Source organism: Chryseobacterium sp. CG10_8, from assembly GCF_058117085.1.
Window position 1 is genome coordinate 1 of record NZ_JBYVEB010000076.1, and the last position, 15,698, is coordinate 15,698.

The window sequence follows — 15,698 nt, forward strand, 5'->3', positions numbered from 1 at the left end:
AATTTAAAATACTAATCATTTAACCTTGTAAACTCCATGTCGAAGTGTTAAATAAGATAACATTAAAAACAGTGTGCCGAATAAAAACCATGACTCATCATTTGATTACATTTGTAGTTTAGAATTATGCACCCTCGATTAACGTCCTTATGAAACACCCTTTTTCTGAAAACCCACAAGTTGGACTCACTTCATCCTTTGCCGAATTGGTCGAAACTCCGTTTCATGGGACAACCAATGCACTTTGTTGGTACAGAAATTTAGAAGGTGACTTTCAAGAAATCATGTCAAAACTAACTTTACACGAAGACATCACCGAAATCTCAATGGAAGAACTTCAGGCTTTAGAACTGTCTGAAAAAGGACAACTGGCAAGAACCACTATTCTCAACGATTTTCAATTACTAAGTGATTTCGGGGCACAACCCACCCTTAACTTACTGAAATGCTATCAACGAGATGATGAACTGGATTTTATCTCCACCGATGTATATTCGTATCATGTAGATCGCTCCCCTATTTTGATGGACACGTATTTGTGTACCTATCACGGAGCAGCAAGTGACATCATCCCCAACGAACAAGTCGTTCAGAAAATCCTCATCCCAGAGATCAGAGAACAGCTTCGCTCCTTTCACGATGCTACCGAATCCGACTTTGAAACTTTCTTGACCGAAAACTTCTTCGACTTGCATTACCAAGCGCTTCCTCATTCAAAGCCTACCAACTTAGGAAATGGACACTTGTGGCGCCTTGCTGTTGACAATCCACAACAACCTGTCCCACCTTGTGTACATCGCGCTCCAATAGAAAATGACGGATTGAGGCTGATGATGATCTGCTAAACCTAATTGCATCAGTTTTTCAACTTCTAACACGATACATAGAAGTCATTAAGCCCTGAGCGTTATCGCATATTGATAACACCAAATGCAGCAACTTTAACCTTATCAGTTTTTCAACTTCCAGATAGAGCCGTTTTTAGTTGACAGTTTCTCTAACTTTCCTTTTGCGGTTAGATCGTCTAAATATTTTTCAGCTTCACTTCTTTGTACTCCCGTTAAGACAGAAAACTCCTTAACAGTTAATGACTGGTATTTAGAAAATACAGAATTCCAGGTTTTGTCGTAGGAAGCTTTTGTAGCCTGAGGAAATAATTTTAACAAAGCATTTTCATATACTTCGTAAGGTCGAGAACCATACACCATTTCCTTATTCCCCATAGGAGTGGTGAAAAACATAGTAGGAAAACCCCTTACACCCAATTCTCGGGCAAACTTCAAATCTTCTTCAAAAAGTTCTTTTGCTTTTCCTTGGTAATCGGATTTAAAAGTCACCATATCAAGTCCCACCTTCTTCCCTGCGATTTCTAAAAATTCCCATCGGGTGATATTCTTTTTCTGCAGAAACACCATTTCGCGGATCTCACGAAGAAACAGAACTGTCTTATCATAATCCTGCATTTGCGCTGCTTTGAAGGCAATAGAAGGTGGATAAGAAGAATCTAAAGGATCTTCTAACCAAACATCTCCGTCAATTGGCATATCGTAATAGACGCTTACTTCGTCCCAATGATGCGCCACATCAGAAGGCTTGCTAATTCCACCACTATTATAACTCCAATCTGGAAGTAGACCACCCATTCGGTAGTCGATTTCTACATGCTCGCCGTACTCTAACTTTAGTTTTCGAAGTTGTGGTTCGATAGCCCAACACGATGAACAGATGGGATCGGTACAATAGATGATCTTAACCGGTTTTTGAGTCGCGTGAACCCAACCACTCTCTGATTGATCTGCTTGATGAGTTGGTATTTCACAAATCCCAGTTTCAGGGGAACATAATAATGGATTGTTATCTTTCATATTCTTTTTTTCTTGAGCGTAATAAAATGAATTGCCAAAAGCAAATATGGAGATTATAATAATACCAAGTATTTTGGGATTTCTCAATGCTTGCACCATTTCGTTTGTTTATCTTTGTACAAAAGTGAAGACTTATTTTGAACTAAACAATAAGTCAGAAAATGATGACTACTAAAAAGGAAACCACCAACCAAGAAACATGTCCTGCTCAAGGGCTTTTGAAGTTACTTTCGGGAAAATGGAAACCAGAGATTTTTCGTTTGGCTGTTGAATCACCTTTAAGGTTTAATTCTCTTTTGCGTCGGATTGAAGGTTCCAACAAGCAAACCTTATCCGTTGCATTAAAAGAACTGGAAGAAAGCGGTTTATTAGACAAAACGATCATCCAACAAAAACCCTTGCACATAGAATACAACCTTACCGAAAAAGGAAAATCACTCATCCCTATCTTTAGACAACTCGAAAATCTTGGCTAAATCCCATCAATAGACATTCTTCCTAAAAAGCTGAGCTAAGCGAGATTGCCAACACTTCCCCTTATTATGACATACCCTCTTTTGCCAAAAAGCAAAAACGAATCAACGACCACAAGTCTTGCTATTTGACACAGGTTTTGTAGAAAGGTAATTGTGTGTTTGAAGGTGATTTCAAAGCATAAAATCAAAAAGGCCACCGATAATCGATGACCCTGGAAAATTAAAAATACCCTTACACAAAATTCTATTACTCTATTTTTTCTTCGAGTTCGGGTTCAGCTGCTTCCCACGATTGCCTTGGTTTTGATCGTACTGAGGATTGGTTCCCTTTGTTCCTTTATTGGCATTTTGCATGTTTGCTTGGTTCTGTTGCGGTGTGATTTTGTTTTTCATTTTTTTGATTGTTTAAATGTTATTAATATTTCATTGATGATATCTTCAGTTTTTACTTTGTTGTCTACTTCTATGATCAGATCATAATGTACAGGATCTGTATAATCAATTCCATAAGCATTTCGAAACTGCTTTCTAAAAGTCTCATTTCTGAAGGGTACGGTCTCATGAGTTTCATTTTCTCTCTTTTGAAGGATAAGTCGCTCTACAGCATCATCTTCTGAGATTTTCAAGAAAATATGAAAGGTATTTTTCACAAAGTGAAATCCTAGCCGATAATCTATAATTAAGTTGTCCCTAGAATTACAGAAATCCGAAAATTCCTGATCTATAATCCTGTCCATTGAAGGATCACTTACACATTTTTTTTGAAACTTCACAATGCTTAATCCTTCACTTTCTGCTTTCTTTCTTGTGCTGTTTCCTATTGAAACAAATTCATAATTAAGTTGTTTAGCCAACTCTTCTCCAATGGTGCTTTTTCCTGAAGCTACCTCTCCTGATAACGTAATGTTTGTTTTCATAAATAATATTTTATATTGTTAAACTTTAATTCCAATTGTAAATCCCACCTCTATTAATAAAATTGTCATAGTTGTAATTCATCTCTTGATATGCATTTACAATTCCTCTTTCTAGGATAAATCCACTATATTCTTGATATCCTTCTTTATTAGTGAAGAATCTTCCAGTAGGATCTATCATTGCATAGCTATCCTTCATTTCAGAATTACTTTCCTTCACTAATATTCCCTCCTTTTCAAATGAGCTGTGATCTGAGACAAACCGATTGAACTGCTCTTCACTAATTTTGAATTCATCAATAAACTCATCATTTTCGCCCTTGATTGGCAATACCTGAAAAACCTTCCATCGTTCTGGATTTGCATATTTGATAAATTCCGACATTGATTCCTGATAGTTAAGACTATGGACTACGGTGTTAATCTTTAACCTATAACCATACTTTTTAATCCTATCAACAATTTGTAAATAATCCTCAAAAGACAATACATTCTTCCCTACCATAGCTCTACCTGAATTTAAGTTTGTGTCACTTATTATACTATCGACACTTAATATCACCCAGTCTAGATGCTCTTTATTTTTTTCAAGAAAGTCATCACTTAGACGAGAGCCATTTGTAACAATCATCGTGGTCATTCCAGTGATTTTCGCTTCCCGAATTAGCTCCGAAATCCACGGACATAATGTTGGTTCGCCCCCAGCAAATGTGATTTTCTTAAATCCAATTCCTGCAATCTCTCGGATGAGCTGTAATGATTGTTCTTTTGGCAAATGTCCTTTCGGTAAAATATTCTTTGCTTCCTGAAAGGGTGCGAAACAGAACTTGCATTTCATATTACAAGGATTCCATAAATGATAATTGACTGATGGAATGATTTCATTCCCAATTTTTGTTTTCATAATTTTAACAAATTTTAACGTTTATTATGAATTATTAACAGCAAAGGAAAAACCACAAAAACAAAAAAAAGCGTTCCCCAAGAACATCAAGGGGAACGCAGCAATATGAGCGATAAACGGAGTAACAAGAGCGCTAAGTCAACATTTTTTTTATGACATTTTGATAGTTTTCTGACACTGACAGTTTGGCAATTTTTATGACATGATCTTTATCGAATACCTTCACTTCAATGGTCTCAGACTTATTACAGTATTTTTGGATATACCTACGATTTACACGAAAGGATTTATGAATAGTCACGAATTGATCGGGGCGTAATCCTTTCTCCTCCATTTTAGAAAAAGAAAAGTCGATCAGATTCTCGGTTTTACGATTAATAAAGTGGATCAGTTTATTATTAGATTCAGAGCCTGCATTTTTATCCGCACATAGGTATACGATGTCATCTATCAGAACCTTATCTCTTTTCGTTTTATCAAATTTAAAATAGACGTAATTGAGATTAGAAAACAGCTCTACTTCTTTTAGAAACCTTTTGAAGCTTTTAAGAAACTGCTCTTCCGTAAAAGGTTTGGTGATATGATCAATACATATTTCGGCATCTCGTTTTAGATGCTCAATGTTTTCAATATAATCAGATGTATTAACACTTGCAAAAAATACAGGAATCTTAATCTCTTGTGCCACTTCCATTCCCGTCATACTATCATTGCCCAAATCCAAATCAGTCAATAGAATGTCTGGTGAAGCCACTTTCAATTGTTCGAAAAAATCATCGGAATTACGGCTTTTGATCACCAATTGAACGTTAGGGATTTTAGATACATAATCTGCCAACTTTTCTAATTGTTTGCTGTTGTCTTCGAGTAGGGCAATGCGGTAATGTGGGGTCATCTTTGTCCTTATTGAGTTATTATAATCTTTAATTTAAGAGTATCTCTATCATTTTTGTCTGATGCTCTTTAATATCTTCAAAACCCCATTCAAGTTCTGATTTCTGAAAAGCATAATGATTATCTCTACATTTTCGCATCATAATGATGAATTTAAGAGAAGCAACACTGACTATTTTTATTTTTCCAGATTCATCTAGATAATGATCTAGCTTAGTCTTTGGACTCCAATTACTTCCAGAACTATTCGCCTCACTACCTATCATCGCAAAATTTCCAAAACAATTTATTTGATCTTGATTAGGCTTGCCATCTATTCCATTAGCATTAGCGGTTGGAAAATAATGTTCTAAACTTCTTCTTGTTCTTGAAAAGTAGAAATTATTAAATACATCCAAACCAAAATCGCTACAGCCAAGATGCTCAAAAAATACTGAACGTTCTCTGTCTCCCTTAACGGTCGTTTTACCACGAAGGTTATCAGCATACTGTTCCCATAGCTTATAATCAAGATAATTGAAAACAAACAAAGGAATTCCCTTTGTTCTTTCAGAACCGTCTCCATAAATCTCGGTAAAATCGAGATTATTATTTTCGATGTTGAGATTAAGATTATTATTCGACAAAATCATCTTATCAAAACTACCTGGATTAGGTGTATTAATGGCATTTAAGTTTTCAGGGACTAAATAAATATCCCTTAAATATTTGTTTGCTAAATTATCTACAAACTGTGCGTATTTTTCGACGTTTCGGTTTTCATCATTAAATAAATATTGCAAGCAGTAGAAAAGATAGTTTTTTCTTTGTCTTGCTGTGAAGGTCACTTCAAACATGGAAAGGAGCTGAACTAATTTATTTTGATAATTACCATCCTCATCAAGATTTTTTAGATACTCGTTGTTTCCGTCCTTATACCAATTTTGTAGTTTCCAAGGATTGCTTTCCAGAGTGTCATTTTCTTCCGAATGGTGAACAAGATAATTATCTAAAAGGTACTTGGCTTTTAGTAAATTAAAACCAAACTGTTTTGCAAAAGATGTATCAAAGTTGGGAACCTTATCGAATTCTCTTATCAATTCTTTATCATCCAAAATAAAATCTGAAGGCACAAAATCATTTTCGGACATTCTTGTAAGTTTCAAAACCACTAATAGGAAGTTTGAAAAATCCATTATTGGTTGAAAAGTATCTAGCTTTACATGATTATTGTTTCCATTTTCTGCCGGTGAGCTGGATATAAGGTTAAGAATTTCTAGCTTTCCCATTTCTTTTTCAACATTTGGTAAGGCATCAAAATTTTCTATGATGAAATCATAGTGATGATGTCCAAAGACATTTGCATCTCGATACTTTTGTTGAATATAAACACTCATATCACTACAAAATTCCCAAATGCGACTCAACTTTTCTTTGTCAACATCCTCTAATTTTTCTATTAATCTTGCCTTAATAATCTCATGTTTCTCAAGTTGTTCACCTCTCGAATTCATAACTTCAAAGTAATGATTAAGGTCAATATCTTTTGGAACTTGATAGTGGATTAAGTGAACTTGATTCTGAAAATATCCTTTAAACTCATTGATTTCTTCATGTGAAACAATATCTAATAACGCGCTTTTTGCATAATTAAAACCATTGAAAATTCCATCGTCTTTGTCATCAATATTGAAATTAGGAATACTTTTGATGGTGGCATCAGATTTTTTTCGGGCTCTGTAGGTTAGTTTATTTTCTACACCAATCTCTAATGCTCCCAAAACAATATTAATAGTCGTCAGTCGCTGCTGTCCGTCTATAACTTCATAAACGTGATCCCCTTTATGAAAAGTAACCAGGGTACCTATAAAGTACGTTTGTTTCTTCGCCATTTTTGCATCATAAACGTCTTGAACTAAAGCATAAATTTCATCTTTTTCCCAAGCATAATTTCGTTGATAAATAGGAACTTCATAGGTTGCCTTATCCCCATTGTAAATTTGAGCGATCGAGAGTTCTTGTAGAGGTAGTTTTTTAGTTTGCATATTAATATCCTATGAAATTGTATTTCTTGAAATAGTGAAGGTAGTTTTTACAAACATTGTTATTTTGCTGCTCGTCAATAGTATTCATATTTGCAACAATTTTATTTTTAGGGATAGGGTTTATCCGATCTGATAATGCGCTTAACAAATCAACGGGAGAGTCCGCTTCATTAATCTTTCTATAAATATTGAATGAGTTCCAGCGATCGGGATTGCCCATAACATAATTTTGTGCTGATTGCCAACCGAGATTGTAATATTGTGCCCTAAGCGAATAAGCCCAAATAAATGATAACATGACGAATTGATCCAACATGCTTAGGTCTGCTTTGGTTGGTTTTTCTGGAGGTGTAAAGCGGTCTACATATAATAGGATCGCTGTATCAAAAAGTAAGCGGGTTACTCCATTTCCAACACCATATTTATTCCAAGGTAAATCCAGTGTTTTTACAATATCATTGTCATTAATAAGATAACCTTCATACTTGTCATTATTCTGAATATCCTTTAAGATTTCAAAATAGTGTTTTGTATAATCGAAAAACGGTTTCCCTGCAATAATAGGGGCATCTAACTGAAATGGCTTAAGATTTCTTATACCCGAGACAAAAGGCATTGAGGTTTGGTTAAAAGCATCTGCATACGCAAAAGCGCCCTTGTAAAATTGTGCAAAAGGAAAATTGTCTTGGTGTGTAATCCCTTTGAAGATATGGATGTTATGTTCTGAAAGTTCGTTGGCGTAGTTGCCCTTCGTCCATTCTTTTACACGATAAAGGTAGTCGCTGAACAATACGGAAAGAAATTTCTGATCCAAATCTTCCCAACTTTTTACAATTTTTTCTGTTTCTTCGGCATGGATGTTTTTCATCTCTCGAAGATGAAACGCTTTTAATAGATCGTGAGGATAGAGCTTTTTGCCTCGTGCATTCTGAGAATCAAAAAACTGAAAAGCTTCCGATATATCTTCAGTAATCACTACAATCAGTTCGCAGTTTTGTTGGATATACTCTAGCAATTCTTTTTTCTCTCTGCTATCATTAATGCTATCTACACGTCTTTTAAGAGTCTGAAAATTTTTAGGAATATTCCTTTTGTTAAATGGATTGTCAGCAAGACTTTGCTTTAGAAAATTAATATTGAGGTTTTCTTCTATTGCTTTTAACAGAAGAGAAAAAGTAATCGTTCTTTGCTGTCCATCTACGATATTGTATTTTGCGTTTGTAGCATCGTAATGTAGGATTAATGTTCCAACTCTGTAACTTTCCTTGTTTTCTTTTTTGGCTAAAATTACATCATCTAAAAGCTGTATTACGTTTTTAGCTTTCCATTTGTAAGGGCGTTGATAATTGGGTATTTCTAATACAATGTCTTCTATTGAATTACCCTCTTGGTTTTGTGTAATTCTATTTTCTATTAATAAATCGCCAATCTTAGAAATGGCAAGCGTAAGGTTTGTATTCATAAAAAATCATGGTTTGTGTTTTTTTCTTTAATTTCCCCTAATATCAAAAAACCGATCAAAATAAGTCTTTAACTTAATCAAAACCGATTCTTTTTTTCTTGTTAAATCGCCAGTTGGTGTGAAGCGAGAAACAGGAGGAAGAATTTTTGCAAAAGCAGTCCCAGATGATTGTATCTCTCCATTTTTAAAGGAATTGGTGATAAACTTTTTAGTTTCTTCTTCTTTGAGGTTTTCTTCTTCGATTATTTTAGCAAGTTCAGCCTTCTTTTCTTGTTCAACATAGTTAGTCCAATCATCATCAACATTGGAAGTAGGTGTAAGGGAAGCAACAAATTTTTCTATTAATTCTTTTTTGTTTCGTAAATCAACACTCGAATTAATTGCTTTGCTGATACTCACCATAATCTCTTTATCTTCCATATGACTATCGTGGTACTTGCGAATAAGCATCAGAATGTAATCGATGTTGATTTCAACTTGTTTGATTAATTCCATTTCAAACTCGATGTCATCGTTGACGTTTTCCCGATCACCGTCTCCACTTCTTCTAAACTCATTGTATAATTCAATGTATATGCTATGATAATCTTGAAAATCTCTTTCTGTCAAAATTTCATTTCCTTCGAAATCATCAAATGCCTTTAAGATATTGAGTAACTTTAGAATAGCTCCATACAGTCGAATGAACTCTTTCTTTGCTTCTTCACTGATAATAGGAGTACCGATTGGGAACTTTTCCAATAATTCGTGTACCAAATCATAATATCCCGCTATATCTTTTTTGCCATCATTGTAACCGTAATAATACTCGCTAAAGGTTTTCAAGAGTACAATTCCTCCAGCTTCTTTATTTCCAAATAAGGCTAAACTTTGATTGGTTGCTTCTTCTAAGTTTCTAAAGCAAACAATGTTTCCAAAAGTTTTTATAGAATTAAGAATACGGTTCGTTCTTGAATAAGCTTGTAATAAGCCATGCATTCTCAAGTTTTTATCCACCCAAAGCGTATTAAGCGTCGTGGCATCAAAACCTGTAAGAAACATATTTACCACAATCAAAAGATCGATCTCTCGATTTTTCATACGAAGCGAAACGTCTTTATAATAGTTCTGAAACTTCTCAGGTGAAGTATCATACGTGGTCTTGAAATCTCTGTTATAATCTTGAATGGCATGATCTAGAAAATCTCTATCGCTTGCACTTAATCCATCAGTGGATTCAGAGTTTTCATCTTCTAAACCATCGTCTTCTGCATCGTTTTGTCCAAAACTAAAAATTGTTGCAATTTTTAACTTGCGAAGTTCAACAACCTCGCTTTGCTGACGCTTGAATTCTTCATAATATAATTTGGCGGCGTCAATAGAAGCCACTGCAAAAATAGAATTGAAACCGGTTCTTCTGATTTTTTCCTTAATCTCTTCAATTTTGTTTCTATCTTTAGCCGATGCCACTTCATGTACATTGGCCAAAGCCGTCATGTAATAAGGCTTGGTGTTTCTGCTGGTTTTCTGGTCGAAATGTTCTAGAATATATTGCACAGTGTTGGAAACCCGAACTGTTGAAAGCAACGCTTTCTCACGGTCAATATCTCTTACTTGTTGTTCTTTGATATTTTCCTTTTCCTTCATGGTGCGGATATAGTCCACTCGGAAAGGCAGAACGTTTTTATCTGCAATGGCATCTACAATAGTATAGGTATGTATTGCAGATTGGTGATGCTCTTCCGGACAATTATTCGGATCTCCATGAAGATAACATCCAAAGGCTTGAACGGTTGTTTTCAAGTGGGCTTTGCCACCACTATTAGAATTTTTAGCAAAAATGGGCGTTCCTGTAAATCCAAATAAGAAATATTTTTTAAACGTATTTGTAATTGCCTCATGCATATCGCCAAACTGCGAACGGTGGCATTCATCGAAAATGAAAACAATGGGTTTGTTATATGCCGAATGATTTTTTTGCTTTTTTATTAGAATTGATAATTTCTGAATGGTAGTGATGATGATTTTAGCATTAGGATCGTCCAACTGTTTTTTAAGAACCGCCGTATTTGTACTACTATTCGCCGCACCTTTCTCGAACTTGTCATATTCCTTCATGGTTTGGTAATCCAAATCTTTACGATCGACCACAAAAATCACTTTTTCTATATAACCCAGTTTACTTGCAAGCTGTGCTGTTTTGAATGACGTTAAAGTTTTACCACTTCCTGTGGTATGCCATACAAAACCACCTGCATCTATGCTTCCGTATTTTTTATAATTGTTAGAAGTATTGATTTTCCGCAAAATTCTTTCGGTGGCAACAATCTGATATGGTCGCATCACCAACAATAATTTATCCGACGTAAACACACAATACTTGGTAATAATATTTAAAATGGAGTGTTTCGCAAAAAACGTTTTACCAAAATCCATCAAATCCAAAATCGGCTTGTTGCTTCCATCGGCCCACCATGATGTAAATTCGTAGCTGTTGCTGGTTTTAGATTTTTTGCCTCCTTGTTTCTCCCGCTCTTTAATATGCGTATATCTTGTGGTATTGCTGTAATATTTGGTAAGTGTACCATTGGAGATAACAAACAGTTGGATATATTCATACAATCCGCTTCCTGCCCAAAAAGATTCTCTGGTATAACGATCAATCTGATTAAAGGCTTCTTGTAAACTATTTCCTCGTTTTTTAAGCTCAATATGAACCATGGGCAAACCATTCACCAGAATAGTAACGTCGTACCGATTGGCACGTTTACCTTCTTCGGTTTCGTACTGATTGATGACCTGAAGTTGGTTGTTGTGGATATCCTTTTTATCCAAAAGGTATATATTGCGTAAAGAACCGTCCTCACATTCCAAAGCCTGAATATAATCTTCCTGTATGAAACGCGTTTTGTCCTCTATATTGCTATTTGGATTGGCAATTCTTCCTTCAAAGAAAAACTTCCATTCTTTTTCGGTGAATTGGTAACCGTTCAGTTTTTCTAATTGCAACCGAAGGTTATCCACCAAATCTTTATCGGTTTTTATAGGAAGAAAAGTATAAGCCTGCTTCTCCAAAAGTTGAATAAATGCTTTCTCAAGCTCTGCCTCGGATTGATAAGAAGCTTCTCTTTGATACTTCGGTTGGTACTCTGCAACAACGGTAGATTCTGGGTTTTCGGATATGAGTTGGTATTCTTTCATTGGTCTGAATCAGGATTTACTGAATTAATTTATTTTCAGGATTATTATATTTTGGATTAAAAATCAATTTATGCTGTAAACTGATGCTTCCGAAATTGATAAGTAGTCCCAAAGGAAAATCATAAGCTACAACATAGTTTTTGGCTTGAGCCAGATGTACATCTTCTAAATTAATCAACGCTTTCAGTTCAATAATTATAGTGTTTTCCACCACGAAATCGGCTCTTCTGGTTCCTACTTCAAATTGATCGTAATATATGGTTTGCTCTTTCTCTCTTTCAAAATTCAACCCTGCGCGTTTTAGCTCAATTGCTAAACAGCGTTGATAAATTACTTCCTGAAAACCATTACCCAATGTACTATGCACTTTCATAGCACATCCGATAATTTTGTAGGTCAATTCATTTTTCAGCATTGATTGTGTTTTTTAGTTTTCTTTTTATTGCATAAACTGTGTAATAATTTTTAGTTTTTATTACGGTTTATCATTTTCATGGGTCATCAACGGCTAATTACTATATCTTTAATTCTGAAAATTTTAACTTCTGCTAATATACTAATCATGCAAATCCTGATTCAGACATTTAAAAGGTTAGCAATTTCCCGCGATAATACTCGTACTGTTGTCGTCTGGCTTGTATTTCGGCAGGTAAACCCACGCTAATGTCATTGACCAAAGCATCAAACTGATCCAAAATCTTGACGATGCGTTCTTGTTCTTCAAGTGGTGGAACTGGCACAGAAAAAGTAGGTAAACTTCCACTTCGCAACCTTGTTACTTTTGCACCTTGAGCAAATTTCTTTTTAAAATCTAAGAACTTTTTATTTTGAAATAAATAGCCAACAAATTTTGGATTTTGATTATGCCTAAAAGCGTAGGAATCACCACTAATGCAAATATCTTCATCACCAAGCCATACTACAGCCTTACAGACATCTTCAATATTTTCGCTTACACCAGCAATAATTAAATCACCTTTTTGGGCTTTTTTTAGTTTTAAAGCCAATTCCTCTGAAACATAAGACTTTGTTTCTGTCGCGGAAGTTCCATAATACGTGTAAATCTGGCCATAATGAATACAGCCAACACCAGATTCTCTAAAGTCGCTTTTTTGAAGTCCATTCCCTCTTATAAATTCCCCAATCTCCCCCAAACTTTTCCATTCCACGTCTTGTCCTTCAAAAGACAATAATTGGTTTCGGTAGTAGTCGTATTGGCGCGTACGCGCCTCAAGCTCCGCCTCAAGCTCCGCCTCAAGCTCCGTAAATTTGTCCAAAATATTAACGATTTCTTCTTGGACTGGTAGTGGTGGAATGGGGATTTTAATTTTTTTCATTAACATTATTGAGCTCAAATTAGGTTGGGCACCACCACCTGCCATCACAAATATTTCATCATTTTTAGTAAGTAAATAATGAAATAAAAAACTATTATTTAATATCTCCTGAAAAGGCTCAAATTTTCCAACACGTTGATTTAAGTAGAAAGTTTGCGAAGAATTTAACATTCCTATTTTTCCTGTTGTTGCCCCGGACATTGCAACTAACACATCTTTATTATTAACTTCATAGGGTTTCAGGTTTTCAGAATAGTCAGAAATATCAAAATAAATTAGATTATCCAAATCAATTTTTCTATTTTGTATATTACCAATCCTTAAAATCGGACAACCATTTTTCTTGAATTTATTACTTTTAAAAGCAAAACCATTTCGAAAACCACAAACCTCCTCTAACTTTTTATACTCAACTCCTTCCGGACAAAATTCTTTTATTAATTCCTCAATCTTACTCATCGCTTATCCTTCTAAATCATTAACAATGGTATCAATAGCGGTGCGTAGCTCGTTTTGTCTTTCAACAATTTTTGCAATACGGGCATTAAGTTCCACAATGTCGGTTGCAACTTGGGTGTTTTCTTGTTCTACATAAGAACTTACTGCGATATTATAATCGTTATCTGCGATGTCGCTGTTTTTTACCAATTTGGCAAAATGTGGGGCGTCTTTGCGCTCGATATGGGCATTTAATATTTTTTTACGATGCTCTTCGGAGAGCTTGTTTTTGTTACCACCACGTACAAATTCGGCAGAGGCATCAATAAACAAGGTGGCATTGTCGTTTTTGCTTTTCTTTAGAACTATGATACAAGTGGCAATGGTAGTTCCAAAAAACAAATCGGGTGGCAATTGGATAACGGTATCTACATAATTATTATCAATTAAGTATTTGCGTATTTTTTGCTCTGCACCACCACGATACAACACCCCAGGAAATTCTACAATCGCCGCAGTACCAGAAGTGGCTAACCAAGACAACATATGCATGGTAAAGGCTAAGTCTGCCTTGGACTTCGGCGCCAAAACACCAGCTGGAGAAAAACGTGGATCATTAATCAAAAGCGGATTGGCATCGCCTTCCCATTTAATAGAATAAGGCGGATTAGATACTATGGCATCAAAAGGTTCGTCGTCCCAATGCATCGGATTGATTAAGGTATCGCCATGCGCAATATTGAATTTTTCAAAATTAATATCGTGCAAAAACATATTGATCCTACAAAGGTTATAGGTGGTAATGTTAACTTCCTGTCCGTAGAAACCTTGCCTTACGTTTTCTTTCCCAAGGACTTTGGCAAACTTCAGCAATAAAGACCCAGATCCACACGCAGGATCATACACCTTGTTAACCGATTTTTTCCCAACTACCGTAATTTCTGCTAAAAGTTCGGAGACTTCTTGAGGTGTAAAAAATTCGCCTCCCGATTTTCCGGCATTACTGGCATACATGGTCATCAGATATTCATAGGCATCACCAAAAGCGTCGATACTGTTATCCTGATAATCCCCCAATTTAAGCGCCGCAATAGCATTAAGTATTTTCACCAAACGTGCGTTTCTTTCTTCTACCGTGCCTCCTAACTTATTGCTATTAACTTCTACATCGTCAAAGAGACCTTTCAAGTCATCTTCGCTATCCGTTCCGTTGGCAGAAGATTCTATATCATTAAAAATGCGATGAAGATCTACATTAAGATTGGTATTTTTGGAAGCCCTCGCTTGCACATTGGCAAAAAGTTCGGAAGGCAATATGTAAAATCCTTTTTCGTTAACGGTATCTTGTCTGCCAAATTCTGCATCGGCATCAGAAATTTTAGCATAATCGAAATCGGCGTTTCCTGTTTCCCATTCTGCATTGTTAATGTGCGCGGTAAGATTTTCTGAAATAAATCGATAAAACAAAATCCCCAAAACATAGGATTTAAAGTCCCAACCATCAACACTTCCCCTTAAATCATTGGCAATCTGCCAAATCGTACGGTGCAACTCGTCACGTTCTTGTTCTCTCGTCATAAATTTGCTATTCTAAACTTTAATAGTAAAGGAATTTTTTTCATTTTAAAGGTCTAAATATAGTAAAAAGCCATCTGAAATATTTACGGGAAACCATATTTTTTTCAAACGGTGGCTTCGGCACTTCGACTACGGCTTCGGTTGCTTCGACACTTCGGTTTCGAGAACCTCAACCTCCGTTCACGGTGACTATGGTCACTGAGCGCAGCCGAAGTGCCGAAGTCACCACTACGGTTTCGACTACGCTCAACCTCCGTTATTTGTTACTGAGATTATCTCGGTGGCTGAGAAAGACACTGGACATGGTCAAAGTAACCAGTCTTCCAATGATAGTCAACAAAAAAAGGCTGCCTTATAATAAGACAGCCTTCTTGATTTTGCACTTGTTATTATTGAAAATTATTGCTTAATAATCTTCACTACTGTTTCAGAATCGTTGATTCTTACTAAATAAAGACCTGAAGGAAGCTGTGCAACATCCGTTTGGTTGTTCTCAAATTTACCTTCTCTTACCAACTGACCAGCGATATTGTAGATTTGATAATAGTAATCCTTATCATCCTTGGCATCGATATACAAAATCGATTTCACTGGATTAGGATACAAAACTAACTTATTATCCG

14 protein-coding genes are annotated in these 15,698 nt (G+C 35.6%); 2 read left to right on the forward strand and 12 right to left on the reverse strand.

Features of this window, described 5'->3' with window-relative positions; translation table 11 throughout:
- Positions 1–149: 149 nt before the first annotated feature.
- Positions 150–845, forward strand: coding sequence for a DUF1826 domain-containing protein (locus AC4AGG_RS11810; RefSeq protein WP_489772209.1), 696 nt, complete (start codon positions 150–152; stop codon positions 843–845).
- 105 nt (positions 846–950) lie between these two features.
- On the opposite strand, the gene AC4AGG_RS11815 is transcribed toward AC4AGG_RS11810, so the two are convergent.
- Entirely contained in the window at positions 951–1,865 is a 915-nt protein-coding gene (locus tag AC4AGG_RS11815) for a ClpXP adapter SpxH family protein (RefSeq protein WP_489772210.1), read from the reverse strand.
- A 164-nt stretch (positions 1,866–2,029) separates the two neighbouring features.
- On the opposite strand from AC4AGG_RS11815, the gene AC4AGG_RS11820 reads away from it, so the two are divergent.
- Positions 2,030–2,341: a winged helix-turn-helix transcriptional regulator gene (locus tag AC4AGG_RS11820; protein WP_489772222.1), complete on the forward strand. Its 312-nt coding sequence runs from the start codon at positions 2,030–2,032 to the stop codon at positions 2,339–2,341.
- A gap of 252 nt (positions 2,342–2,593) precedes the next feature.
- Here the strand turns inward: AC4AGG_RS11820 and AC4AGG_RS11825 are convergent, their stop codons facing one another.
- From AC4AGG_RS11825 to AC4AGG_RS11875, 11 genes are all read right to left on the reverse strand, one after another.
- The gene (locus AC4AGG_RS11825; RefSeq protein WP_489772211.1) at positions 2,594–2,734 is read right to left on the reverse strand and encodes a hypothetical protein; all 141 of its coding nucleotides are present in this window, start codon (positions 2,732–2,734) and stop codon (positions 2,594–2,596) included.
- On the reverse strand, positions 2,731–3,258 hold the full coding sequence (locus AC4AGG_RS11830) for a cytidylate kinase family protein (protein WP_489772212.1): 528 nt from the start codon (positions 3,256–3,258) through the stop codon (positions 2,731–2,733). Before AC4AGG_RS11830 ends, AC4AGG_RS11825 begins: the two co-directional genes overlap by 4 nt.
- A gap of 25 nt (positions 3,259–3,283) precedes the next feature.
- Complete coding sequence (locus AC4AGG_RS11835; protein WP_489772213.1) at positions 3,284–4,162, reverse strand: viperin family antiviral radical SAM protein; 879 nt, start codon at positions 4,160–4,162, stop codon at positions 3,284–3,286.
- A 133-nt stretch (positions 4,163–4,295) separates the two neighbouring features.
- Positions 4,296–5,057 (reverse strand): LytR/AlgR family response regulator transcription factor, encoded by a 762-nt coding sequence (locus AC4AGG_RS11840; RefSeq protein ID WP_489772214.1) that lies wholly within the window; start codon positions 5,055–5,057, stop codon positions 4,296–4,298.
- A 28-nt stretch (positions 5,058–5,085) separates the two neighbouring features.
- Positions 5,086–7,080 carry a DUF262 domain-containing protein gene (locus AC4AGG_RS11845; RefSeq protein WP_489772215.1) on the reverse strand — a complete coding sequence of 665 codons (1,995 nt, stop codon included), beginning with the start codon at positions 7,078–7,080 and terminating at the stop codon, positions 5,086–5,088.
- Position 7,081: 1 nt separating this feature from the next.
- The gene (locus AC4AGG_RS11850; RefSeq protein WP_489772216.1) at positions 7,082–8,542 is read right to left on the reverse strand and encodes a DUF262 domain-containing protein; all 1,461 of its coding nucleotides are present in this window, start codon (positions 8,540–8,542) and stop codon (positions 7,082–7,084) included.
- A 27-nt stretch (positions 8,543–8,569) separates the two neighbouring features.
- A complete protein-coding gene (locus tag AC4AGG_RS11855) occupies positions 8,570–11,722 on the reverse strand; it encodes a type I restriction endonuclease subunit R (protein ID WP_489772217.1) in 3,153 nt (1,050 codons plus the stop codon).
- A 16-nt stretch (positions 11,723–11,738) separates the two neighbouring features.
- Positions 11,739–12,137, reverse strand: coding sequence for a GxxExxY protein (locus AC4AGG_RS11860; protein WP_489772218.1), 399 nt, complete (start codon positions 12,135–12,137; stop codon positions 11,739–11,741).
- A 169-nt stretch (positions 12,138–12,306) separates the two neighbouring features.
- Positions 12,307–13,518 carry a restriction endonuclease subunit S gene (locus AC4AGG_RS11865; RefSeq protein ID WP_489772219.1) on the reverse strand — a complete coding sequence of 404 codons (1,212 nt, stop codon included), beginning with the start codon at positions 13,516–13,518 and terminating at the stop codon, positions 12,307–12,309.
- A gap of 3 nt (positions 13,519–13,521) precedes the next feature.
- Positions 13,522–15,075 (reverse strand): type I restriction-modification system subunit M, encoded by a 1,554-nt coding sequence (locus tag AC4AGG_RS11870; RefSeq protein WP_489772220.1) that lies wholly within the window; start codon positions 15,073–15,075, stop codon positions 13,522–13,524.
- Positions 15,076–15,474: 399 nt separating this feature from the next.
- Positions 15,475–15,698, reverse strand: a 224-nt coding sequence (locus AC4AGG_RS11875; protein ID WP_489772221.1) for a T9SS type A sorting domain-containing protein, incomplete at its 5' end; no start/stop codon positions are given.

Excerpts from the sequence above, each read along its gene's own strand:
- AC4AGG_RS11810 (WP_489772209.1), top strand. The coding sequence starts at position 150 with ATGAAACACCCTTTTTCTGAAAACCCACAAGTTGGACTCACTTCATCC.
- AC4AGG_RS11815 (WP_489772210.1), bottom strand. The coding sequence starts at position 1,865 with ATGAAAGATAACAATCCATTATTATGTTCCCCTGAAACTGGGATTTGT.
- AC4AGG_RS11820 (WP_489772222.1), top strand. The coding sequence starts at position 2,030 with ATGACTACTAAAAAGGAAACCACCAACCAAGAAACATGTCCTGCTCAA.
- AC4AGG_RS11825 (WP_489772211.1), bottom strand. The coding sequence starts at position 2,734 with ATGAAAAACAAAATCACACCGCAACAGAACCAAGCAAACATGCAAAAT.
- AC4AGG_RS11830 (WP_489772212.1), bottom strand. The coding sequence starts at position 3,258 with ATGAAAACAAACATTACGTTATCAGGAGAGGTAGCTTCAGGAAAAAGC.
- AC4AGG_RS11835 (WP_489772213.1), bottom strand. The coding sequence starts at position 4,162 with ATGAAAACAAAAATTGGGAATGAAATCATTCCATCAGTCAATTATCAT.
- AC4AGG_RS11840 (WP_489772214.1), bottom strand. The coding sequence starts at position 5,057 with ATGACCCCACATTACCGCATTGCCCTACTCGAAGACAACAGCAAACAA.
- AC4AGG_RS11845 (WP_489772215.1), bottom strand. The coding sequence starts at position 7,080 with ATGCAAACTAAAAAACTACCTCTACAAGAACTCTCGATCGCTCAAATT.
- AC4AGG_RS11850 (WP_489772216.1), bottom strand. The coding sequence starts at position 8,542 with ATGAATACAAACCTTACGCTTGCCATTTCTAAGATTGGCGATTTATTA.
- AC4AGG_RS11855 (WP_489772217.1), bottom strand. The coding sequence starts at position 11,722 with ATGAAAGAATACCAACTCATATCCGAAAACCCAGAATCTACCGTTGTT.
- AC4AGG_RS11860 (WP_489772218.1), bottom strand. The coding sequence starts at position 12,137 with ATGCTGAAAAATGAATTGACCTACAAAATTATCGGATGTGCTATGAAA.
- AC4AGG_RS11865 (WP_489772219.1), bottom strand. The coding sequence starts at position 13,518 with ATGAGTAAGATTGAGGAATTAATAAAAGAATTTTGTCCGGAAGGAGTT.
- AC4AGG_RS11870 (WP_489772220.1), bottom strand. The coding sequence starts at position 15,075 with ATGACGAGAGAACAAGAACGTGACGAGTTGCACCGTACGATTTGGCAG.